At 70.5% G+C, this 22,301-nt stretch carries 23 protein-coding genes and 2 pseudogenes; 10 read left to right on the top strand and 15 right to left on the bottom strand.

Translation table 11 applies throughout. The annotated features are described in order from the left end of the window. The first annotated feature begins 245 nt into the window (after positions 1-245). Positions 246-464, top strand: a complete 219-nt coding sequence (locus E6R62_RS05900; RefSeq protein ID WP_168713963.1) for a hypothetical protein — start codon at positions 246-248, stop codon at positions 462-464. A gap of 69 nt (positions 465-533) precedes the next feature. Here E6R62_RS05900 and coaD read toward each other — a convergent pair whose 3' ends face one another. Then, positions 534-956, bottom strand: coding sequence for a pantetheine-phosphate adenylyltransferase (coaD, locus tag E6R62_RS05895; RefSeq protein ID WP_206308657.1), 423 nt, complete (start codon positions 954-956; stop codon positions 534-536). Between the two features lie 258 nt (positions 957-1,214). Further along, positions 1,215-1,823, bottom strand: coding sequence for a TetR/AcrR family transcriptional regulator (locus E6R62_RS05890; RefSeq protein WP_136212066.1), 609 nt, complete (start codon positions 1,821-1,823; stop codon positions 1,215-1,217). Positions 1,824-1,912: 89 nt separating this feature from the next. On the opposite strand from E6R62_RS05890, the gene E6R62_RS05885 reads away from it, so the two are divergent. From E6R62_RS05885 to E6R62_RS05875, 3 genes are all read left to right on the top strand, one after another. After that, the gene (locus E6R62_RS05885; protein ID WP_136212064.1) at positions 1,913-2,338 is read left to right on the top strand and encodes a nuclear transport factor 2 family protein; all 426 of its coding nucleotides are present in this window, start codon (positions 1,913-1,915) and stop codon (positions 2,336-2,338) included. After that, positions 2,335-3,177: an NmrA family NAD(P)-binding protein gene (locus E6R62_RS05880; RefSeq protein WP_136212062.1), complete on the top strand. Its 843-nt coding sequence runs from the start codon at positions 2,335-2,337 to the stop codon at positions 3,175-3,177. The genes E6R62_RS05885 and E6R62_RS05880 overlap by 4 nt, the downstream gene beginning before the upstream one ends. 827 nt (positions 3,178-4,004) lie before the next feature. Beyond that, the gene (locus E6R62_RS05875) at positions 4,005-4,373 is read left to right on the top strand and encodes a nuclear transport factor 2 family protein (protein WP_136212060.1); all 369 of its coding nucleotides are present in this window, start codon (positions 4,005-4,007) and stop codon (positions 4,371-4,373) included. Positions 4,374-4,472: 99 nt separating this feature from the next. Here E6R62_RS05875 and E6R62_RS05870 read toward each other — a convergent pair whose 3' ends face one another. Continuing rightward, entirely contained in the window at positions 4,473-4,904 is a 432-nt protein-coding gene (locus E6R62_RS05870) for a hypothetical protein (RefSeq protein WP_136212058.1), read from the bottom strand. A 240-nt stretch (positions 4,905-5,144) separates the two neighbouring features. Next, entirely contained in the window at positions 5,145-5,573 is a 429-nt protein-coding gene (locus tag E6R62_RS05865) for a hypothetical protein (RefSeq protein ID WP_136212056.1), read from the bottom strand. A gap of 116 nt (positions 5,574-5,689) precedes the next feature. Between E6R62_RS05865 and E6R62_RS05860 the strand changes: the two are divergent. After that, positions 5,690-6,083 (top strand): annotated as a pseudogene (locus tag E6R62_RS05860) (helix-turn-helix domain-containing protein); the annotation flags it as partial. Positions 6,084-6,242: 159 nt separating this feature from the next. Here the strand turns inward: E6R62_RS05860 and E6R62_RS05855 are convergent. From E6R62_RS05855 to E6R62_RS05845, 3 genes are all read right to left on the bottom strand, one after another. After that, complete coding sequence (locus E6R62_RS05855; RefSeq protein WP_136212054.1) at positions 6,243-6,704, bottom strand: DUF5709 domain-containing protein; 462 nt, start codon at positions 6,702-6,704, stop codon at positions 6,243-6,245. A gap of 195 nt (positions 6,705-6,899) precedes the next feature. Further along, positions 6,900-8,633 (bottom strand): ATP-dependent DNA helicase RecQ, encoded by a 1,734-nt coding sequence (locus E6R62_RS05850; protein WP_136212052.1) that lies wholly within the window; start codon positions 8,631-8,633, stop codon positions 6,900-6,902. 160 nt (positions 8,634-8,793) lie between these two features. Further along, positions 8,794-10,524, bottom strand: a complete 1,731-nt coding sequence (locus tag E6R62_RS05845) for a SpoIIE family protein phosphatase (RefSeq protein ID WP_136212050.1) — start codon at positions 10,522-10,524, stop codon at positions 8,794-8,796. A gap of 274 nt (positions 10,525-10,798) precedes the next feature. Here E6R62_RS05845 and E6R62_RS05840 point away from each other — a divergent pair, with 274 nt between their 5' ends. Continuing rightward, positions 10,799-11,242: an ester cyclase gene (locus E6R62_RS05840; RefSeq protein WP_136212048.1), complete on the top strand. Its 444-nt coding sequence runs from the start codon at positions 10,799-10,801 to the stop codon at positions 11,240-11,242. Between the two features lie 10 nt (positions 11,243-11,252). Further along, entirely contained in the window at positions 11,253-12,359 is a 1,107-nt protein-coding gene (locus E6R62_RS05835) for a LuxR C-terminal-related transcriptional regulator (protein ID WP_136212046.1), read from the top strand. A 33-nt stretch (positions 12,360-12,392) separates the two neighbouring features. Here E6R62_RS05835 and E6R62_RS05830 read toward each other — a convergent pair whose 3' ends face one another. The 4 genes from E6R62_RS05830 to E6R62_RS05815 all read right to left on the bottom strand — a co-directional run bounded on the left by E6R62_RS05830 (position 12,393) and on the right by E6R62_RS05815 (position 16,099). Beyond that, the gene (locus tag E6R62_RS05830) at positions 12,393-12,608 is read right to left on the bottom strand and encodes a hypothetical protein (protein ID WP_136212044.1); all 216 of its coding nucleotides are present in this window, start codon (positions 12,606-12,608) and stop codon (positions 12,393-12,395) included. A 338-nt stretch (positions 12,609-12,946) separates the two neighbouring features. Further along, entirely contained in the window at positions 12,947-13,420 is a 474-nt protein-coding gene (locus E6R62_RS05825) for a hypothetical protein (protein ID WP_136212042.1), read from the bottom strand. A 135-nt stretch (positions 13,421-13,555) separates the two neighbouring features. Then, positions 13,556-14,500 (bottom strand): alpha/beta fold hydrolase, encoded by a 945-nt coding sequence (locus tag E6R62_RS05820; RefSeq protein ID WP_136212040.1) that lies wholly within the window; start codon positions 14,498-14,500, stop codon positions 13,556-13,558. A gap of 420 nt (positions 14,501-14,920) precedes the next feature. After that, positions 14,921-16,099: a PP2C family protein-serine/threonine phosphatase gene (locus E6R62_RS05815; RefSeq protein ID WP_240801490.1), complete on the bottom strand. Its 1,179-nt coding sequence runs from the start codon at positions 16,097-16,099 to the stop codon at positions 14,921-14,923. A 317-nt stretch (positions 16,100-16,416) separates the two neighbouring features. On the opposite strand from E6R62_RS05815, the gene mscL reads away from it, so the two are divergent. Then, a complete protein-coding gene (mscL, locus tag E6R62_RS05810) occupies positions 16,417-16,881 on the top strand; it encodes a large conductance mechanosensitive channel protein MscL (RefSeq protein WP_136212036.1) in 465 nt (154 codons plus the stop codon). 42 nt (positions 16,882-16,923) lie between these two features. Here the strand turns inward: mscL and E6R62_RS05805 are convergent, their stop codons facing one another. The 4 genes and pseudogenes from E6R62_RS05805 to E6R62_RS05795 form a co-directional block, all read right to left on the bottom strand. Next, positions 16,924-18,849, bottom strand: coding sequence for a glycoside hydrolase family 5 protein (locus E6R62_RS05805; RefSeq protein ID WP_136212034.1), 1,926 nt, complete (start codon positions 18,847-18,849; stop codon positions 16,924-16,926). 229 nt (positions 18,850-19,078) lie between these two features. Next, on the bottom strand, positions 19,079-19,324 hold the full coding sequence (locus tag E6R62_RS41670; protein WP_276615535.1) for a DUF2625 family protein: 246 nt from the start codon (positions 19,322-19,324) through the stop codon (positions 19,079-19,081). 118 nt (positions 19,325-19,442) lie between these two features. Next, positions 19,443-19,745: pseudogene (locus E6R62_RS41665) on the bottom strand (DUF2625 family protein); the annotation flags it as partial. Positions 19,746-20,052: 307 nt separating this feature from the next. Beyond that, the gene (locus E6R62_RS05795) at positions 20,053-20,697 is read right to left on the bottom strand and encodes a dihydrofolate reductase family protein (protein WP_136212032.1); all 645 of its coding nucleotides are present in this window, start codon (positions 20,695-20,697) and stop codon (positions 20,053-20,055) included. 274 nt (positions 20,698-20,971) lie between these two features. Here E6R62_RS05795 and E6R62_RS05790 point away from each other — a divergent pair, with 274 nt between their 5' ends. Both E6R62_RS05790 and dmpI read left to right on the top strand, forming a co-directional pair. Next, on the top strand, positions 20,972-21,862 hold the full coding sequence (locus E6R62_RS05790; protein ID WP_136212030.1) for a LysR family transcriptional regulator: 891 nt from the start codon (positions 20,972-20,974) through the stop codon (positions 21,860-21,862). A gap of 64 nt (positions 21,863-21,926) precedes the next feature. Further along, positions 21,927-22,160 carry a 4-oxalocrotonate tautomerase DmpI gene (dmpI, locus tag E6R62_RS05785; protein ID WP_276615532.1) on the top strand — a complete coding sequence of 78 codons (234 nt, stop codon included), beginning with the start codon at positions 21,927-21,929 and terminating at the stop codon, positions 22,158-22,160. The last annotated feature ends 141 nt before the right edge of the window (positions 22,161-22,301 follow it).

Raw genomic sequence — 22,301 nt, 5'->3', positions numbered from 1 at the left:
GGTGCACGATGCACGCCGTCCCGGCCGGGGGGCATGCGGTACCGCCCCGCGATCACGACCGCATCGGAACGTATCCCGGCGCCACCAGGGCGAAGGCGCCCGGACGAGACCGCGACCGGCGCTCCGGTGCATGCTGCGAGGATGCCCATGAGCCGCGCCTCCCCGGCCATCTGTAGCCTGCATGCGGTCGGAGCGGTAGCAGCCCGGAAGGAGCGATGGTATTCGGCCTGTTCTTCCCCCTATGGGTGGGAAGTTACGATGTCCGGCCGGTCGACTTCCTGCTGGGTATCGAGGCCCAGCTCCGCGACCTCCTCGCCCCTGCGGGCCGGTTGCTCGCGGTTTCCGCCGCCGCCCTCACCGCGTCCACGCTGCTCACCCAATACGTCGCCACACGCAGGCTCGGCATAGGCGCTCCCGCCACTTCCGACGCCTGCCCTCAGTACGGGGCACCCCGCCACCTCTAGGGCGGGCGGCTCAGGGTCAGTAGGCCCCTGGCTACCGCCCTCCCCTGTGGGGAGACTTCGCTTGAATCGTCACCTGGCACGAACCTCTTGACTCGTCGTCGTGACGAGGGTGGAGGAGATGTGGGCCAGGGCGGGGTCGGCAGCGATGAAGAACGTTTCGACTCCGGCCAGTTCGTGGTTCATGCGGGCCATCGGCATTTCGTAGTCCAGGTCGTGAACACCGCGGATTCCCCGGATGACGACATCGATTCCGACTCGGCGGCAGTAGTCGACCAGCAGGCCGCCGGTGTGGGAGTCGACCGTGACGTTGCTCAGGTCGGTCGCTGCCGCGCGGAGCCGGTCCAGCCGTTCGCTGATGGGGAAGCGGCCGGTCTTGCCGGCGTTGAACATCACGCAGACGACGACCTCATCGAACAGGAGGGCGGCGCGGCGAAGGACGTCCTGGTGCCCTTGAGTGACCGGGTCGAAGGAACCTGGGAAGAGGGCTCGCATGATCGGAAAGAATAACAAGCAGGGCCCCTTTTGGCCCCGTCCGGGGCGGAGTCGAGCCGGCGGCCGAACGACCGGTGGCCCAGGCGTTCGTAGACCGCAGGACTGCCGGGCCGGGTGGACGCCGAGTTGCCGGGGTGTGCCGGCGCCGGGCTTGGCCGTGTGGTCGACCACGCCGACCGCCACCGGGGGCCCGACCGTGTGCACACCGCCAGGTAGTCGATCTCGCCCGCCTCGGCGCGGCCGACGTACGCCCCTCGCTCACTTCTCGGTTGTCGGCCCTTGCGACCGGTCGGTGAGCAGGATTCTGTGCGCGAAATCCGCCAACTGTGCCCGCATCCTTTCCCGCGGCACGCGCTCGTTTCCGGCCAGGTGCTCGACGAGGTCGGCTCGCGTGGCGGCGAGCAGGGCGTGGGCGGTGAAGGCGCTGTCGTCCAGGCCGGGGATCTCCCCCAGTACGGCTTGGAGCAAGCGGTGCCACCGCCCGTAATGCTCCGCCTGGTAGGGGCTGCCGCTCGCCTCCTGCTCCAGGGCCAGCGCGAGGCGTCGGTTGTCGAGCTTGAAGCACAGGACGGCGTCGAGCAGGGCGGCCACGCGCTCTTGGGGTGGGGCCCCGGGCCCCAGGGGCGGGGGGCCGGTTTCGATGGCCTGTCCGATCGGTTCGAGGCGGGCTTCGTACAGTGCGCGGAGCAGCCCGGCGCGATCGCCGAAGGCCCGGAAAATCGTCCCTTTGCCGACGCCGGCCGCTGCGGCGACATCGGCCATGGTGACGTCCTCCGGACTTTCGCGGCGGGTGAAGAGGGCGTCGGCGGCTTCGAGGACGGCCTCCCGGTTACGGGCGGCGTCCTTGCGAGACCTGTGCTCGGGCATGCTCTTCCTTCCCATTGCGAAACGGACCCGTGGTCCGTATCGTCAAAGAAGCGGACCGATGGTCCGTATTCTACGAGCTGGAGGACACCATGTCCGCACCGACGTCACCCTCGGATCTGTACCGCCACAGCCTGCGACTGCTGCTCGACAAGAACATTCCCGCATGGGTCGACCTCTGGGCCGAGGACGGCCTCATGGAGTTCCCGTTCGCCCCCGCGGGCCGGCCTCAACGACTGGCAGGCAGAGAGGAGGTCGCCGCCTATATGCGCCACTACCCCGACCACATCGACCTGCACGACTTCCCCGACCTGCGTATCCACCAGACCACCGATCCGCAGACCATCGTGGTCGAGATGCGCGGCGTCGGCCGCCTGGTGGCGAACGACGCCCCCTTCGACATGACCTACATCGCCGTAGTGACCGTGCAAGACGGGCTCATCACCACCTACCGCGACTACTGGAACCCCCTGGCCGTCCTCGAACACGGCACCGTCTTCACCGGGAGCAGCCGATGACCACCACCGACACCACTTTGGTCATCGGCGCCACCGGCACCACCGGCAGCCACACGACCGCGCGACTGACGGCCGCGGGCCACCACGTCAAGGCCGCCGGCCGTCAGGGCCGCCCGGTTTCCGGCGCACAGGCAGTCCGATTCGACTGGTACGACCCCACCACCCACACCGCCGCCCTAGACGGAGTCGACCGCGTCTACCTCATACCGCCTCTGGGCGACCCCGACCCCGCCGCCGTCATGCTGCCGTTCCTCCGGCAGGCCCGCACCACCGGCGTGCGTCGCGCGGTGTTGCTGAGTTCCTCGGCCATCCCCGAGGGCGGCCCGGCGGTGGGCATGGTGCACCGGGCCCTGCCGGATCTGTTCGAACAGTGGGCGGTACTGCGGCCCTCGTGGTTCATGCAGAACTTCACGGGTGCGCACGCGCACGCCCTCGACATACGCGACCACGGCATCATCCGGACCGCCACTGAAGGCGGCCGGGTCGGCTTCGTCGACGCCGAGGACATCGCGGCCGTCGCCGTCCACGCTCTGACCGACGAGCAGGCCCCCAACACCGATCTCGTCCTCACGGGACCCGAGGCACTCAGCCACGATGACATCGCCGCGATCATCACCGACGTCACCGGTCGGCGCGTGACTCACCGCCGTCTGTCCCATGAGCAGATGCGCGATCGCCTCGCGGCGCAGATCCCGGTGGAATTCGCCTCGATGCTGGCTGACATGGATCGCGCCATCGCCGCCGGGGCGGAGGACCGCGTCACGGACGACGTCCGGCGTCTCACCGGTCGGCCCCCGCGCACTTTCCGGACGCACCTCGAAAGAGCGACGGGCGTGTGAAGGCACCGCCCGGGGGCTTGGGACGGCGCCCGGTTCGCCGATTGGACACAGGCGATCGCCACGAGGAAAAGAACGATTCCGAGCGTCCCGCCTGGAGTCCATCGGTGTGCGGCCATGTACATGTCTGCATCCAGTCATCGAATTCGGCCCGTGGAAGCGAGGTCTGTCATGAGGGTCGGCGTGAATCGGGCGGTACTTGAGGCTGGTTTCCACGGAATTGCCCACCCGGTCGCCGGCCGCCGCGCATCCCTACGCGCAGCCCGCTTCGACGGCGACCGCTCCGGCGCCGGCTGTCAGCGGGTAGCCGACTCGAAGGCGGGAACGTCGAGGAGATGTGCCGGAGACATGCGAAACCATCCGTTTCCCCCCGCAGGAAGGCGGCCCCAACAGCCGCCGGAACCACGCACGCTTCCAGACGCCGCAGTCCTTGCCCGCGAAACTGTTCGAGATCCGCGTTGAAACCAGACAAATTCCCAGACCGGCGGCGGATCAAGTGTCGTCCGGCCGCACCGTGTCCAAAGGCGCAACCCCCCGATCGTGAGGTGAAGTTCTCGGCCGGGAACTTTCCCTCCATCTCGATGTAGGGGGCCCGGCACTTCGGTGAACCCTGTGGCCCCCGGCTTCCAAGCCCCGGCCGGTGAGGCAGGTGTGGGCGGTCACGGCCACCGCCCACTGGGCCGGGGTCGTCATTACCTGGGTGGTAATCGCGCGGTCGGGCGGGGCGCGGCAGAGTGGAGCCATCGGGTTCCGGGCCGGCGCACTCCGGCCCGGAATCCGAGCCAACCAGCCCGATGCGTGGGCCACTTCAACCGTCCAGGAGTTCTGTCATGACGATGTACGCCGCTGCCGTCGCCCGCTACTTCGAAGCGTGGAACGCCCCTGACGCCGACGCTCTCACCAAGGCGGTCGCCGCAGCCTGGTCCGAGGAAGGCAGCTACACCGACCCGCTGGCCGACGTGCGCGGTCACGAGGCGATCGCGGCGGTGATCCGGGCCGTGCACGAGCAGTTCCCCGGCCACGAGTTCACGCCGGTCGGTGAGGTGGACGGCAACCATCACATCGCCCGCTTCCGCTGGGAGTTGGTGTCCACCGCCGATGGCTCCGCTCCCGTAGCCGGCTCGGATGCGATCACCCTGGCCGAGGACGGCCGGATCACCTCCGTCCTCGGTTTCCTCGACCGGGTCCCCGGGGCATGACACCCCGCCCGGGGGCCGCCGGCAATCTGCCGTCGCGGAGTGCGTGCCTCTACCGCGGGTGAACCCCGTCCGGCGGGCGGAGGGCCCTCGTCGTGCGGGTCATCGCACTTCGATCCTGGCCTTCCATGGAACGATCACCAGTGGACAGACCCGGCCCTGGTCGGCGCGGCAGCGTGGTACGACGGTGACGGTGGCGACGCCACCGCCTTCCGCGTGGAAGACCGCTGCCGCGTCCCCGCCCGGTGTCGTACGGCCGGAGGTACGGCGGAGGACGGCGGGGTCACCGGACGTCGGGATGCCCCATGAGTAGGTGAGTCCGTCGACGCGGTGGTGGGTGAGCCGGACCTCGACGTCAGCGCCAGGGCTCGCGGTCACGGTCCGGCCGGCGTCCGCGTTCGTGAGCACCGTGCGCTGGGCTGACCGGGCTCGGTCGGGTGCCCGGCCGAGGGCGGCTGTCGGCGCCGCGACAGCCGTGACGGCGACCAGGGCCAGAGCCACGCCCCATGGAGCGGCGAACCACTTCGTTCCCACGATGATTCCCTCTCTTCGATCCCGCCGCACCGGAGGTCACTCCGGACGGCGACAGCGGAGCCATCCTTTCGGGCGGCTCGACCCGGCACGGAGGAGTCGAGCCCGAACTCACCCGACCGGCGGCAGCCGTTCGGTCGGTTCGACACCGTCAGGACGCATCACCGTCGTTGCCCCCGCCCCTCTCGCTTCCGACCATCGAGCGTGAGCCTGTCCGCGTGGGGGACGGTGATCGCGCGGCCGTCACTGCGCCAGGCGTCGGGGGGCGTTGCGTTCGACTTCCGTATCCGCGCGCCTTGGCGGGGCCTGCCCGGCCGGGTCGGAAGCGGTCACGAAGTCCAGGGTGTCGACGGGTTCGTCGGGCAGAGCGGGGTCCGGCACACGGCGGTGGCAAGCCGCGTGACGTCGGGCCTGCCTCCACGTCGTGCGCAGTGCCTGTCGACGCAGCAAGCGGTGTACGGCCGCCGACTGCCTGACGCGATCGGGCTCGTCGGTGTTGACCAGGTACCGCACCAGCCGGTCGGCGTACTCCGCGTTCCCCGGGCACGGACCGTCGAGACGCTGTCCTGGCTCCGGAGTTGCCTTCTCGATGTGGTTGACGGCTTCCGGCAGGAAGTCCCGCATCGCACCCGTGACCCGATGGGTGGCCCCGGCCAGTAGGAGGCGGCTCACCCGGTCGGAGTGCCCGCCGCACCGGAGGTCGGGTGCGGCAGGCTTCTTGGTCCTTCCTGGGTTTGCTGATCGAAAGGGAAGGAGGCCGGGGTTAACCGGATCGGCTCGACCAGGCCATGGAGCACATCGAGAGTCACCTCGACCAGCACATCGAGGTGTCCTCGCCGGCGCGGATCGCGGTCACGTCGGAGTACCACTTCCGGCACCTGTTCTCGTCGCCGGCGGTGATGCCGTTGTCGCAGGACGTCCGGCGCAGGCGGCTCAGCACCGCGGGAGCCGACGTGCCGGCCGGGGAACCGACCTTGCCGGAGATCGCGGTCCGCTACTGCTACACCTCGGGGGAGGCTTTCGCCCGGGCGTTCCGCGCCGTGCACGGTGTCGTTCCCGGCGAGGCGAGGCGTACCGGCGCGGCTATGAACTCGCAGCCCGGCTGCCCTTCCGCCTCACCGTCGAAGGGAACGGCACCATGCGGTATCGATCGTGGAGAAGGAAGCCTTCCGGGTAGTGGGCGTGGATCCCGGTGACCCGCACCGCTCGCTGAGCCGGGCCGCGTGACGTTCCGGGGCGGGGCGCCCGGCCCCGGAACGTCCGGACCCGTGGCTCGAAAGAGCCCGCCACCGCCCGCGCGTGCCAGGTACGCGCACACGCTCGGTCACGGCTCCGCGATGCCTAGGGGGTTTCGTCCGGCTCGTCCTCGACGACGTGGACGGCGGCTTCCTCGGCGCTCGCGGCACCCGAGTCGATGCCGTGGTCCTGGGCGATGAGTTCCTTCGTCGTGTCGGGATGCGCGCCCTCGTCCGGGGCGGTCAGACGACCCGCGCGGGCCGAACCCGTCTCGGAGTCCGGCAGGTCCTCCTGCCCACCGGATTCGGCAGCCGGATCCTGCCCGACGTCGGGGACCTCCTGCCGCAGCCGCTCGTCCAGCGACTCCCCCTCGTGCTGCTCTGCGGCGGTGGTGCCGTACTTCGTCACACCGAGTGGCTTTTCGGGAGGCGAGTAGCCCTCGTCCAGCATGTCGTCGTACGAGCGCTCGTCCACGGCGTTCTGGAGGTCCAGCGGGGCCGCGTCCTCCTGTTCCTCGTTCGTGCCGGTGGGCTGGTACACGTCGTCCGCCATCTGGTCGTCACTCATGGCTCTCCCCTGTCGAGTCGGCATTCGGCATGTTCGGCTGGTATATCCCTTACCGTGTGGTCTGCGCCTTTCCTGACTTCGCGGTTTTAAGCGCGTCCGCGAGGTGCGTCCTTGTTCCAGGTTCCAGCCGGCCGAAGAGCACCATGTGGGTGCCGTTCGGAACGCACACACCCGTCCCGAGGCAGCCCCGCGGCGTCAAGCGGTGTCTACCGCCGATTCGGCGCCGAGGGCGGTGAGCAGGTCCTGATCGGCGATGGCCGGCAGCGAGAGCGTGCGGTAACCCACGGTGTCGAAAAGGACGGTGATCCGGTCGCCGTCCTCGCTGAGGACCAGGCCATCACCCCACGTCGAGTGGCGTACGCGGCTCCCTGCCGGGAAAGCGGCGGCCGCCGGGTGCACGACGGTGGTGCCGCCGCCTCGCGGCAGTCCGTCCCCGGGACCCGCGTCTGGATCCGCGGCCCGCGACTCCGGGAGGACCTGCTCACACGTGTCGCAGTTCCCGCACGGGCCCTCGTACGTCTCGCCGAAGTACCCGAGGAGGAAGCGCCTGCGGCAGCCGGTGCCCTCCGCGTACGCCTGGATCATCTCCACGCGCGAGCGTTCGAGCAGCCGTCGGGCACGGGCGGCCTCGGCCGCTCGCTCGAGGGCGTCCTCGGCCGACACCCCTTCCACGACGGCGACCGCGCCCTCCTGGTCCGTGGTGGCCGCCCCGCTCTCCTCCAGGAGATTCGCGGCTGCGGTGACACGGTTGCGGGACAGGCCCGTCTCCTCCCGGAGGTCTTCCAGGGCGACGGGCTCCTCGTGCTCGTGCAGGCGGGCCGTCACCTCGGCCACCGTGTCCTCGGCCGGGCCCTGTGCCGCGAAGAAGTTCTGCAGACCGGTGTCCTGCGGCCGGTAGTGGAGCACGGCCAGGGCCGGCTCCCCGTCCCGTCCCGCCCGGCCGACCTCCTGGTAGTAGGCGTCGAGGGAACCGGGGACGGCCGCGTGCAGGACGAAGCGCACGTCCTCCTTGTCGATGCCCATGCCGAACGCCGAGGTGGCCGCGACTACGTCGAGATCGCCGGCGAGGAAGGCATCATGCACCCGCGCGCGCTCCGCGGCAGGCAGCCCCGCATGGTAAGCGGCCGCCCCGAGACCCAGTTCGGCGAGTTCGGCCGCATGGCTTTCCGTGTCCTTTCGGGTTCCCGCGTACACGATGCCCGGCTTCGGTTCGGCCGCCGCCCTCTCCACCACCGCCCGCCGCTTGTCGCCCTCCTCTTGGAACCGGCGGACTTCCAGCCGGATGTTCGGCCGGTCGAAGCCGGCTGCGACCACGGCAGGGTCGCGCATGCCCAGGCGTTCCACGATCTCGTCCCGTACGGGTGGGGCGGCGGTCGCCGTGAGCGCCAGGACCGTGGGGCGTCCCACCCGCTCGACCACCTGGGCCAGACGGCGGTAGGCGGGCCGGAAGTCATGGCCCCACGTCGACACGCACTGAGCCTCGTCGACCACGAAGAGCGAGGGCGCCGCCTGCGCCAGGCGTTCCACCACGTCGTCCTTCTCCAGCTGCTCCGGAGACAGGAACAGGTACTCGACGTCGCCGTTGCCCACCGCTTCCCATGCGGCGGCCGTCTCCCGTCGACCCTGGTCGGAGTTGACGGCCACGCCCTCGGGGGCGTCATGCCGCAGCAGCCCGGCGATCTGGTCGCGTTGGAGGGCCAGCAGGGGCGACACCACCGCCGTCGGGCCGGGAAGGCAGAGCGCGGCCACCTGGTAGACGGCGGACTTGCCCGCGCCGGTCGGCATCACCACCAGCGTGTCGCGTCCGTTCGCCACCGCTTCCATCGCCTTGAGTTGCCCCGACCGAAGCGCCTCCCAGCCGAACACGTCGGCGGCCGTGCGCCGGAGCCGATCGGCACTGACGCGGGTCGTCGATTCCGCTTCGGACATGACCCCTCCTGTTCCCCGCGGCCCTGTGTGGCCCGCTCTGAGAAATGGCCCCTGCCCTGGATCGCGGGTCTGATTCCGGGAACCGGCCAAGAGCCACGGTGAGGCGCGCCCCCCTTCCGATCGGAGGGTGTCGGGTCCGACCGGAATGTGTCGGGTCCGATCAGAGGGTGTCGGGTCCGGGCGCAGGCACGCGAATGGCGAGCATGGCCACGTCGTCGTCGTTGTCGAACGGGCGGGCTTGTTCCATCAGGGCATCGGTGAAGGTTTCCAGCGGGTGGCGGGCGAGGCGGGTGGCGCGCCGGCGCAGCCGTTCGAGGCCGTAGTCGAGGGTGTGCCCGCGGGATTCGATGAGTCCGTCGGTGTAGAGCACCAGTGTCGACAAGGGCGGCAGGGTGTGTGTGGCGTCTGCGCGGCGGACGCGGGCCTGGGTGCCGAGCAGCATGCCGTGCCCGTCGGTCAGGTACTTGGCCTCGCCGTCGTGGGTGACCAGCAGGGGTGGTGGGTGGCCCGCGTTGGTCCACTGCATGTGCCAGCTCCCGCCGGTGTGGGGCTGCAGTCGGCCCAGGATCATGGTCGCCATCGCGACATCGGTGATGTGTGGCAGGGCCTGGTCGAAGCGGTCGACGATGACGCTGAGCGGCTCGTCGTGGGACCAGGCGTAGGCGCGCAGGATGTTGCGCAGCTGGGCCATACCGGCCGCGGCGTCGAGGTCGTGGCCGGCGACGTCGCCGATGACGAGGGCGAGCGTCCGGTCGGGTAGGTGGAAGACGTCGTACCAGTCGCCGCCGACCTGGGAGGCGTGGGGGGCCGGTAGGTAGCGGGCGCTCATGTCCAGGCCGGGGATGCGGGGTAGCTGGGGCAGCAGGTGGCGTTGCATGGTTTCGGCGACTTTGCGCTGGCGCTGGTAGAGGCGCGCGTTGTCCAGGGCCAGGCCGGCGCGGCGGGTGAGGTCCTCGACCAGGGGGATCTCGGCGGTGGTGAACGGCTCCGGCTGTGTGGAGCGGCCCAGGGTGAGGGCGCCGAGGATCTCGCGCAGGCCGCGGATGGGCGCGATGACCGCGGAGTGCATGCCGGTGTGGTCGAAGAGTCTGCGCTGTTCGACGGCGACGGGTGAGTCCGGCGGCCCCTGATAGGTGTGCGGCGTCGCCAAAGTGGACCCCGCGCCCCGCAGGGCGCGGGACAGCGGCAGCGGCGAGGTCTCCGGGACGGAGAACACGGTTCCTTGCAGGTCCGCCCGGCGGGTGATGTGCCCGTCGTCGTCATGGGCGACCAGGTTGCGCTGGACGTCGCCGGTCTCGGTGACGAGGTCGATGACGATCCAGTCCGCCAGGAGGGGAACGACCAGTCGCACGAGCCGCTCCAAGGCCTCGTTGACGTCCAGGGTCGCGGTCAGCTGCGTGGTGGTCTCCGCCAGCAGGGCCAGCCGTTCCAGTTCGGGAAGCAGCCCGGCTTGGATGGCGGACACCGGCAGCGACACACCGGACGGGTCGTGCTGGTGGAACACCACCAGAGCCCCCGTCTCCCTGGGATTGATGCGCAGGGGGGTCACCAGCCAGGACGCCGTCAGCAGCGAGCCGTCCCCGCGAACGAAGAAGTCCCGCTCCTCCTGGCGCACCCGGCCGTCGATGAACGCGGCCATCATCGGGCACCGGCTGCGGGCCATGCTCATGCCGTTGGCCTGCCGGTGCAGCAGATCGTGCGCGTCCTGCCCCAGCAGATCACCCGCGTCACGGCCCAGCAGAATCTGCGCCTGTGCGTTCACGGCGACGATGACGCCGTCGGAATCCACCGCGTAGGCGCCCGCGCCCAGCCGGTCCAGCGCCTTGCCCAGTAGGCGCTGCAGCGTCGCAAAGCGCTCCTGAAGGCCGGCCGAACCAGAGTGACCGCTCATCCCCGCACCTCCACGCCTCCGGGCCGGCCAGGCGCCCTGGAACCGAAACCCACCAAGAGACGGGTGCCCGGCACAGCACCGGAAACACCCGCACGGACGCCACGCTGCCGTCGCCGCTGCTCGGAGACGACTGCCCCCGCCGGCGCCCATCGGTTCGACGTCGCCGATGAGCGTCCGAGCGGAGCCGCGGCCAGGTTCCACGAGTGACGGCCGAGCGGGAAAACCCCAGATTCCTGGGGTACCCGGGCCCCTTCCACGGATGAAGACTGAGGTCATGAACATCTCGGAGAACACCCTCGTCACCAACAAGGACATCGTGCGCGCCTTCATCGACGCGCTCTTCACCAAGGGCGACCTCGGCGCGGTCGACGACTACCTCGCTGTCGACTTCGTCGACCACGACCCTCCGTTGGGCGGCCCCCCGGACCGTGAGGCGATGCGTTCCGCCGGCGCGCTGTTCCGCCGAGCGTGCCCGGACTGGCACAGCGAACCCCACCTGGTGATCGCCGAGGGCGACCTGGTCGTAGAGCACTTCACCGCCGGCGGCACGCAACGCGGCGAACTGTTCGGGGCGCCGGCCCCGGCCCAGGGCCGCACCGTGACCCTGCGCGGGATCAACATCTTCCGCATCCGGGAGGAACGCATCGTCGAGCGGTGGGGCCGGCTCGACGAACTAGGCGTCCTGCGGCAACTGGGCATCGTCCCGGCACCGGCGTAGCGTCGAAGTCATGACAGGAGCGACGGCCGCGTCGGCGCGCCTGGAGCGCCGGACCTCGGCCATTGTGGCCCTGTGCCGGGCGGGACTGGACGCCGACGCGTTGCGCTCCGGCGTCCTGTCCCGACTGCGCACGATCGTGCCGGTGGACGCGGCCTTCTTCGCCACCGTCGACCCGATGACGTTGCTGTTCACCTCCGCGGTGGCGGAAGACCCGCTCGGCACGGCGACGCCACTGTTCCTGGAGAACGAATTCGGGCGCCCGGACGTGAACAAGTTCACCGCGCTGGCCCGGGCATCGCATCCGGTCTCCTCGCTCGACCTGGCCACCGGTGGCAACCGCGCGGCCAGCCCGCGCTACCGCGAGGTCATGGCCCCCCTCGGGCTCGGCGACGAACTGCGCGCGGCTCTGATGGTCGGCGACCACTGCTGGGGCGTGCTGTGCCTGCACCGCCAGGACTCCCCCACCGGGTTTTCCACCGACGAGCTGCGACTGATCGACCGCCTGGCACCACATCTCGCCGAGGGACTGCGACAGGCGCTCGGCAGCGCCGCGCGTGGCACGAGGGGACCCTCCCCGTCCGCCGACAGCCCGGCGCCCGGCATCGTGGTACTCGACAGCGACTACACCGTGGTCTCCATGAGCCCCGAGGCCGAACAGTGGCTCAGCGACCTCCCCGACGATCTGTGGCCCGGCGCGAGCGGGCTGCCCGTGCCCGTCCACGCGGTCGCCGCCCGATTGACCGCGGCCGAGCAAAGATCCTGGGATTGCGCGCCTCCGAGTGCGGTACGCCTGCGTGGCCGCTCCGGTCGATGGCTCAGCATGCACGCAACGCGACTGCAAGATCCGACGGGCCCGCGGATCGGCATCGTGATCCAGGCCGTGCCACCAGCCGAGCTGGGATCCCTCCTACTGAGCGCACAGGGCCTGACCCAAGCGCAAATACGCGTCGCCGCGCTCATCCTCAAAGGCCGATCCACCCACGAGATCGTCGCCGAACTGCACATCTCCGGCAACACCGTCCAGGAACACCTCACCGCGATCTTCGACAAGGTCGGCGTCCGCAGCAGACGGGAACTGGTGGCCGCGGTACTCGCGGACAACACACACCCTTCCTGAAGCCCACGCTGCGCCTGTGGGCGGGGTGGTGCATTACGCGCGGTTTTCGCCGACGTGAGCACTATCGGTGAAACGGATTGCGCGCGGGCCCTGGCCGAGAACACGGGAGATACGAAGAACCGCGGCCACCCAAACGATCACAGTCACCCAGAAGAGGCCCTCGATGCCCCTGAAGCCGCCCGTCACCAGCAGCACCAGAACCGGGCACGCGAGCAAGGCCGACACGGGCGGCAGCCCGGTCGAAGACACCCGTGACGGCCTCCGTCGGCTGCACGCCGCACCTCCACCACCCCGCGGATCCGTCAGGCCGGCCACCAGCTGATCCCACGCCGCCGTCTCCCCGACCGTCAGCCGCTCCCTCTCCACGGCCCACCCCCAGACACATCGCTCGCCACTCCTGCACCCGCTACCCCGAATGGGTTCGCGCATGCCGGGAGCCGGCCCGATACCCTCACGCGGCTTCCGCGGATGCTGCTCTGCACAGCAATGACGAGGGCGGAACCGACGTCGAGGCCTGTCGATTCAGCGGAGCATGCGCACACCGCCTCGTGGAAGCACTGGCGAAGCACACGCGACGGTGCCGGCTGTCAGTCCTTGAGCTTGTAGTTGCACGGTTCGGCCGTCTTGCCGTCCTGGTTGTCGGCGACCTGCTTGCCGTCGACCTTGATGGTGCACGGGGCGGGCTTGAGCATCCCGTCCGCCCCCTTGACCGAGCCGGGTACCACCGACACCGTGACACCGATCTTCAGCTCGGCGCCCTCCAGTTGCACGGACTCCGTCTTCGTCCAGGGCAGCGTCACCTGCTCGAAGTGGTTGGTGTTCCCGATCCACAAGACCTTGCTCGCGCCCGTGCCGCCCACCTCGAAAACCACCTCGTGGACAACGCCCTTCTTCCCCGAGGACGAGCCCTTCGCGCCGCCGCTCGCCGAGGCGCTCGGTGAGGCGCTCGGTGAGGCGTGGCCCGTCTTCAGCGGGGCGGCGCCCTCCTTCTCACTGCCGCACCCGGTCAGCAGCGAGGCCGCTGCGAGCAGGCTGATGGTGAGGATTGCCGTCTTGCGCATGTGCGTACTTCCCCGTTGTCGAGCTGATCGGTACCGATTCAGTAGGAGACCGTAGATCATGAAGTCGCGCGGAAGCACACCGCCCGCCCTCAGGGCGCCCGGGACGCCGAGCCGAATACGGAAGTTGCTGCGTTGTCAGATGTGACCGGAACGCGAGTGCCTCGCGTGCTCACCGCTTCTACGGCACCCGCCGCGGGCCGCGTCCCGGACGAGACGGTCCCGCTTTCCCGCCGCCCTCTGTCCGAGCGTGAGCATCGCCTCCGTGACCTCGCCGACCGCCGCATCGGGAATCACAGTGGCGGCCTCTTCTAGGACGAGCAGGCGTGCCCCGGGAATCTCGCGCGCTATCGCCTCGCCGTTGCCGACGGGGAAGAACGGGTCGCGGCGGCCGTGGACGACGAGCGTGGGCACCTCGATCGCGGGCAGGCGCTCGCGCCAGCGGGGTTCGCAGTCGAGCCTGGAGAACACCATGCCCATCTGGTTGGCCAGCTGGACCGGGGGTGCGGTGCCGGGAGTGCGGTCCCAGATGCGCGCGGCGATCGCCCGCGCGGCGACGGGGTCGTCGCCGCGGATCTCGGCGCCGGCGGCGGCGAACTCCGCCACCGACTCGCGGTCGGTCCAATCAGGCATCGGACGCGCGAACAGCCGGCTCATCGTCGCCCGGTCGTGGTCGGGAAGGTCATCGTCAGGCGGGCCAGGGCGGACCGAGCGGGTCCCGACCAGGGTCAGCGCCGAGAATGCGCCCGGATGGTCGAGCACGGCGACCCGGGCGACCATCCCGCCTACGCCTACCCCGGCGAGGTGCGCGGGCCTCCCGCCGAGCTTGTGGGCAAGGGCCGCCGCGTCGGCGGCGAGGTCGCGCAGGGTGTAGTCGGGAGCCTGCGGATCAGTCGTCGTCGACTCCCCGCTGTCGCGCAGGTCGTAGCGCACCACACGGCGTCCACCGGCGGCGAGGCGCTCGCACAGCGCGTCGGGCCAGGAGAGCATCGTCGTCCCGCCCGCGAGCAGGACGAGTGGCGCGTCGTGGTCGCCGAACGACTCGATGCCCAAGGCGATCTCATTGGCGTGGACAGTGGTCATCGGATCACCGGAAGACGTCGTAGGACGGGAGCGTCGCGGTCGATGCCGCGCCGAGCGCCGAGCGCTGGGACCGAGGTGTCAGCGATATGTCGAGTCATGCCAGGTAGACCCGGTCCGCCGCCCAAACTCATCGCTCACGCGCGAAACGGGCGGCGGACGGCGGCTCGCGGGCTCGACGGGACGACGCGCGTCGTTGCCCGCCGCGTACGGTACGGACCCACGGACAACCTGATCCGGCGTGCCGACCACGTCGACTCCGTCGCCTACCGAACGCCACCCACGCGGTGATTACGCCGTTCACCGCAGCTCGACCCGCACGCCGGCAGGAGGACGGGAGCCGGGACGCGCCGAACCGCGTCGATCCCGTCCCGCGCGACCGGGCCCCGGTACGAGCCCGCCCCGGGGCCGTGGGATGTCAGGTCAGGGCGTCGCGGACCCAGGTCGGCCGAACCAGTCCATGCACATCACCAGGGCGTCGTCGTCGGGGGCCGCGTCGCGGTAGGCGGCCAGTTCGCGCAGGATCCCGCCCGGGACCGCGGCCGCCGGCAGCAGGCTGGTGGCCTGGACGGCCCGGGCGAGCGCCCGCTCGCTGTACGCCTCGCCCGCCGCGGAGGCGGCCGCGTACACGCCGTCGCTGACGAAGACCAGCCGATCGCCCGGAAGCGCCTGGAAATCCTGGGCGACGTAGGGCGTCTCTTCGAACATCCCGAGCGGGAACTGGGCCTCGAACTGGACCCTTTCCACGGAACGGTCGCGGTAGCGCCACAACTGGGGCGAGCCCGCGTCGACCACCTGCCCGCTGCCGGTGGCCACGTCGAGCGAGATCAGAAGTGTGGAGACGTACTGCGCCCCGCGGTAGCGGCCGTAGATGGCCTGATCCGCCAGCGCCGCCTGGTCCGCGATCCCGACCCCCGCGCGACGCGCATTGCGCAGCGCGTTGACCGCCAGGTTCGTCAGGAGCGAGGCCTCGATGCCCTCGCCCATTCCGTTGGTGACGGTGAGGGTGAGGTTGTCCGCTGTGGAGGACCAGTCGAAGTTGTCGCCGTGGATGTCGTACGCGGGCTCCAGCTGTGCCCCGATCGCGAACTCCGGGCGCGAGCAGGAGCGGGCGGGCAGCAGTTGCCACTGCATCTCGGCCGCGAGGGTGAGTCGGCTGGCGCGCCGGGCCTGGAGGTAGAGGTCCGTATCGCGTTCGGCCACGACGATCTCGTGCCCGAGCAGCTCCGCGAGCTCGCGCAGTTCCTCCACCGCCTGCGCGGTGCAGTCGGCATCGGGCAGGCGCACGGTCAAGATGCCCAGGCGGTCGCCCCGGACCGTGACCGGCAGGTGCAGGTCCACGGCGCCATCGCGCGCGGCGTACTGTCCGTACGGCTCCTGACTGCCGAACGCCCGGCCCTCCGGACTCGTGCGCACGGACAGCGGCTCGGCCGTGTGTGGCAAGGACGTGACCGGCTGCAGGACCGTGAGGCTGTAGTCGGCCATCAGCAGTTCGACGCCCAGCGCGCCGAAGTGCTCGACCAGGGCGGCCCGAAGTCTGGGCAAGAGCTCGTGGGGCGCCGCGGTACGCAGTGCGCGCTCCACAGCCGGCAAATTCGTCACGACGAAGACATCCCTTGATGAAGAACGGCCAGTTGGACTCCGCCGCACTGACATCCCAGGGGCAGCGTCGCGTGGGAGAGCCCGGCACTCGGAGCGACGCCGAGCCGCCCGAAGCCTGCTCGCCGCAGGCCGGTACTCAGATGCCTAAAAAGTTGTCATGCGACAACTATAAACTCTACTCCCCCGACCGGGAAACATGCCGTCGCGGCGGGTTCACAGAACCCGCTCGCCCGGGGGCAGGGGTGAGTTCCGCGGTCGGGGGGCAGGCGATGTGGACAAGAAGCCGTCGGCGACGGTTCCGTATCCGGGAGGGGCATATGAGGGGCTTGGCAGGATTCCGCAGCTTCATCCTGCGGGGCAACGTGGTCGACCTGGCCGTGGGCATCGTGGTAGGAGCGGCCTTCACAGGCGTGGTCAACGGGTTCGTCAAAGCGTTCCTCACACCGCTGGTGGGGTTGGCCGCCGGAGCCGCGGGCGATTTCACCGACAAGTCGTTCACCCTGGGCGGGACCGACTTCCCCTACGGCGGCTTCATCAACGCCACCATCAGCTTCGTCCTGGTGGCCGCCGCCCTGTACTTCCTCGTCGTCGCCCCCATGAACAAGCTGCACGAGCGGTTCGCCCCTCACCAGGACGTACAGGCAGCGAAACGGGACTGCCCGGCCTGCCTGAGCGCCGTCCCCGCCGCCGCCCGACGCTGCGCGTTCTGCACCACCGACCTCACCCCCGCGACCACACCGGACGCCCGGCAGGCCGACCCCCGCCCCCGACAGCGGGTCTGACCGGCGACACCGCGGACCGTCCGGGGCCCCCTGAGGACTCGCTCAGCCGGCCGGCAGGGGCCGGCACAGGAGCGCCGCCGGGGTCGGACGGGCGGCGACACGGGTGGTGAAGGCGATGCCCGCCGCGTACTCGGATGCCTGGCACTGGCCCTTGTAGTGGCCGGAGGCGAAATCGCCGCCCCCGGCGCCCACCGGGCGGTTGTCGCCCCTGTCGAACCAGACCGTTCGGCCTCCGCCCGCGGGCAGCGCGGTTCGCGCCGGGGCACACAGCGCCGCCGAGACCCGCTCGCCGCGGACGCTGTATCCGATGAGGAACTGCCCTTGCGGACACTGGAGTTTGGTGTAACCGCCGGCCCAGTCGCCGCCGGGCGGGACGTACGTCTCGTCGCGGACCACCGTCTGGCCGGCGGTCGCGGCCCGCAGGTCGGAGGTGGAGCACAGGCCCCGGCCGCCGGTGTGGCCGAGGCCGGCCAGACGAGAGCCGTCGGGGCAGACGGCTTTGCGGGCGCCGGTGTCCCAGTCCCCGGTGGCGCGGGTGCGCAGCGAGGCGTTGTGGTCCCGGTGGTCGGTGCTCAGCTGGTACCAGGCGACGGTCGCGGGGACCGATCCGGTGCGGCCCGGGGCGGTGGTGAGGGTCGTCCAGGGGCCGGTGCGCCAGTCGGCGGGGTCGAGGATTCCGGTGCGGCGGCCGGTGGCGTCGTAGCGGAGCAGGGCCCAGCTGTCGCCGCCGGGGGCGCCCTGTGCGGTGGTGCTCCAACCGACGAGCGGCCAGTAGGCGAAGTCGGCGTCGGAGGCGGCGAGGTCGCCGGTGAGGTTCTGGAACCAGGTGCGCGGTGTGGTCCCGTTCTCGTCGGCGCCGATGCCGAACTCGCTGATCCAGACGGGGGCGGTGAAGTGCGTCCCGGTTTCGGCGGAGACGAAGAAGGCCTGATCGTAGAGGGTCTGCCGGAGCTCGGCGGGTGTCATGTCCTGGTAGCGCGCGTCATGGGTCTCACCGAGGCCGGTCGCACCGCTGTGGTGGGGGCCGGTGTACCCGTAGAAGTGGGCGGAGTACACCAGCTTGTTCGAGACGACGAGGGTGTGCGAGAGGGTGCGGACGGGAGTGAGAGCGGGCCGGCCGTGCGGGAGGCCGTCGAGGGGGATGCCGGTCCAGTTGATGCCCTCGATGACGATGAGCAGGTCGGGGTTGCCCTCGGTGAGGATGCGGTCGGCGGCCTCCTGCGCGGCGAGTTGCCAGTCGTGGGCGTCGCCCAGGCCCCAGTTGGGGTCGTCCCAGGTGTCACGGCGGACCTCGTTGTAGAGGTCGGCGCCGACCACGCGCGGGTTGTCGCGGTAGCGGCGGGCGAGGAAGACCCAGTCGTCGGCCCACTGGGTCGTGGAACGGCTGCTGTTCCAGCGTTCGTTGCCGTCGAGGCCGCAGCACCAGCGGGTGGTGCCGGTGTGGTCGTTCAGGATGACGGCGAACCCGGCGTCTGTGAGGGCGCGTACGACGGCGTCGTAGACCTGGAGCGGCGTACGGCCGCGCAGCTCCGGATTGGCGGTGACGGCGGCGTCCGGGACGGAGGTGGTCGCGTGGAGCATCTCGTTGGAGAAGGGCAGCCGGACGCTGTTGAGGCCGAGGGCGCGGAAGTCGGCGAGCAGGGCGGGCAGGGCGGTTCGGTCCAGGCCCAGGGGGATGCCGTGGGAATCCTGGCCCGCGTGGTGGTTGGCGGGGTCGCCCTGGTCGCCGGAGCCGTTCCAGGAGCCTTGGGCGCCGTCCCAGTTGCCGGAGCGCAGGCGGAAGCGGTTGCCTCGGGCGTCCACGATGTAGCGGCCCCGGGTGGAGAGCGGGGGTGTCCAGGAAGCGTCCAGCGGTGTGACGTCCGGCGCCGGGGCCGACGGGGCCGCGGAAGCGGCGGCCGTGGCGGCCGGCACGGCGCCGCCGGCCAAGAGCAGCACGCTCAGCACCACCCGCACGAGGCTCTTCATGTCGGCTCCCGCCGGCTGTGGCCACCCCGTCCCCGGGCGGCTGCGGCGCCAAGTTACCGTCCGGTCGCCGGACAGGGAAGGTATGGAACGCGATGTCGGCGGATTCCGGGCTGTACGAGGCTGAGGGGGGTGGCACCTCCGGGAGCGCCGACGGCACCTGGCGGCCTGGCAAGCGACACGTGCCTGCCACTGGTGAAGCCATGGAGGCCGGTCCTGATCCGAGGCAGGCTCACACCTCGCCGAGGTCTCCGGGATCGGCCGGCCCCAGCTGCCCGGCGAAATCGGCTGCCACCCCGAGCACTTCGCGCATCGGCACCGGCCGCCGACTCGTGGCAGCGAGATCCGAATGGGCCTCCTTGGACCACAGGAACGGAAAGACGGCAATCCCCTGTGAGGGGCCCAGGGCGCCGGCCTCCTCTCGCCAACCGGGCCAACGCAGCCCGGCATAGAACGTCTCCAGGTTGCCCGAGAGCAGCCAGGAGACCCACGCGGAGTGGCCGACCTCCAGCGCCTCCCACGCGAGCGTGTGCGGGAGCGAAGTAGATCATCTGACCTGGTGCCCCCGGGCGCCCCGAAGCCGAAGGGTCATGGCCGTTCAGCGCGAATACACCACCTACGACGTCGTGGCCTACGACGAGACCGACCACGGGATTCCAAGCGGCGTCGAAGACCGTGGGAAACCCGTTGACCTGGCCCAGGCTCGGCAAGCCCCCCGCAACGGCCGAACCTCCGCCGAACACTCGAAGCCATCCGTCGTCCAAGAGCAACCCGCCGGTGTTCAGCACGAAAGCACCGAGCATGGATCGCGCGGTGACCTGCATCTGCAAGAGGCACCGACGCCCCTCATCCCGGTCGACGGGAAGCAACTTCGCGGGCACGGAACTCGCGGTGACCATCTCGTGAAGCCGAGGCCAGGCCGGATCGTCCGCATCGGCCAACTCGTCGATCGCTCGCATCCGAGGATGATCGCACCAAGCCGTTCGATCTCGGCAACCAGCCCGAGATCCTTGAGGCCGATGCGCCGCGGGAGGCTGACCAGCGGCGAAGCGGCCGTGGGCGGGCTGCACCCTGCGAGCCGGCCGGGGCGGCCGCCCGGAGTCGGCGCCCTGACCTGAACACCCACCGCGGCCCGCCCCGCCGGGGCGGGCCGCCGGTATTCCGCGCCCGCCCGCAGAAGCACGGACCCGCCGTCGCGGGATGGCTTCATTCGGTGTTCGCGGCGCCGCGATCGGGTGCGCTCATGTCTCCCGTGGCGGGTGTTCCGTCGGCGAGTCCGTAGCGCAGGTGCACGGTGCCCTTCGGGCTGGCTTCCGGGGGTGCCATGAGCGTGACGTTGGTGGGTACCGCGCCACCGTCGAACACCTTCTTGCCGACGCCGAGCACGATGGGGTGCAGCCAGAGGTCGAGACGGTCGAAGAGTTTCTCGCGCAGGAGGGTCTGTACGAGATTCAGGCTCCCGACGACCTTCACGTTCTCGTGGCGTTCGCGGATCTCGCGCACCTCGTCGGCCAGGTTCGGGCCGAGGTGGGTGGACCCGGCCCACGAGAGGTCGGGCCGACCGCGAGAGGCCACGTACTTCGGGACGCTGTTGAAGAGCGTGGCGAAGTCGTTGTTCTCGCCACCCGCCTGGTGAGGCCAGTACGCCGCGAAGATGTCGTAGGTCCGCCTGCCGAGGAGCAGGGCGTCCGTGCCCTCGTACGCGGCATCGAATTGCGCCCCGGCGACCTCGTCCATCAAGGGCACCTGCCAGCCGCCGAACGGGAACCCCAGCGGGTCCTCGTCAGGGCCGCCGGGCGCCTGCCCGACGAGGTCGAGGGTCGCGAACATCTCGATGTGGATGAGGCCCATGGCTTGCTCCTGATGAGTCGGTTGTCTCCGTCAAGAGATAGACCGGCGGGGACCGGCAAACTCATCGCCACGACGGAAACCGGCTTCCCACCCGACGTGAAAGGTCCGTGGCGCACTGCAGAAGGGATCCGAAGCCAACCAATCCACCGGCGGCCCGCGGGCGCCGCGCGTGCGAGTCGGCGGATGTGGGGTGGGCAAACCCGCCGGCGAGCCATCGCCCCGACCTCCAGGTGGCCGCTGCGGGTCGCTCGACCTCGACGGTTACAGTCGAAAGATGGAACTGCGGCAGCTGAGCTACTTCGTCACCGTCGCCGAGGAACTGCATTTCGGCCGCGCCGCCGACCGACTGCACATCGTCCAGTCAGCGGTCAGCCAGCAAGTGCGGAGGTTGGAACGCGAGTTGGGGGCCGCCCTCTTCGACCGCTCGCCGCGCCACGTTCGACTCACCGGCGCGGGAGAGCGGCTGCTGCCCGAGGCTCGGGCCGTGCTCGCCGCCGCCGAACGGGCGAGGGCCGTCGTGCGGGAACGGAGCAGCCTGCGCCTCGGCACCAGCACCGGCCTCGGCGAGCACCTGGACCGGTTGCTCGGCGACCTGGCCGTCCTCGCACCCGATACCGCGGTGCAGCTGGTTTCGGCCGCATTCCGCGACCGCTTGGAGCAGGTCGCGGACGGCCGCCTCGACGCCGCCTTCGTGCGTTCTCTGGAGCCCGTTCCGGGCGTGCAGATCATGCCCGTGGGGAAAGACCCCCTGGTCGTAGCCCTACCGGCGGTCCATCCGCTGGCCCGCGAGAGGGACGTGGCCCTCGCGGATTTGGCCGGCCTGCAGCTCTGTATGACCACCCGACGCAACAACCCGGCCTTGGTCGACATGGTCGTCGAGGCTTGCCACTCGGCCGGCTTCGAGCCGCCACCCGGTCCGGTCACCGGCTCGTTGCAGGACATCCTCGCCACCATCGGTGCCGGCTCCGTACCGATGTGGACCGTCGTGTACGCGGCTCACGCACGCGTGCTCCTCAGCCCACGCATCGCCTTCCGCCCGTTCCGGGCCCCCGGCCTGGCCCTGCCCATCGGTCTGGCCGTCCGCCGCGGCACTCCGTCAGCCGGCGCCGAGGTGCTTCTGAAGGCACTCACAGCGCTCCCGGACAGCAGCGATCACGACGACTGATCGTTGCGTTCGCGGTCTGCCCCTTGGTCGGACGGCACCAGTCGGATGGACTGGGGTCACGCCGGTGAGTGACCCGGGAAGGCCGGGGAGCCGCCGCCGACAGAGGAGTTCCACCATGCCCATCGTCACCATTCAGCAGGGCCCCCGCGACGTCCAGTTGAAGCGCGAGCTCGTCCGGCGGGTCACGGACGCCTTCGTCGACGCGTACAAGATCCCGGCCGAGACGGTCCAGGTGTGGATCCACGAGGTACCGGCGGACAGCTGGGGCGCGGCCGGCACGCTCATCGCCGACAAGTAGGACCACCCGCGTACGGGGGCGCTCGAAGGCGCGGTGGGTATCGAGGTCCCGTGACCATCGAATCCACCGCACCTCGGCCCTGGTGTCCCAACGGCCCTGGTACCAAAGGCCGGGAGGCACCCTCGGACCGGACGCTTCGCG

Origin of the sequence: Streptomyces sp. A1136 (assembly GCF_004795055.1) — a bacterium.
Lineage (GTDB): Bacteria > Actinomycetota > Actinomycetes > Streptomycetales > Streptomycetaceae > Streptomyces.
This window is presented reverse-complemented; position numbering and strand designations above follow the sequence as displayed.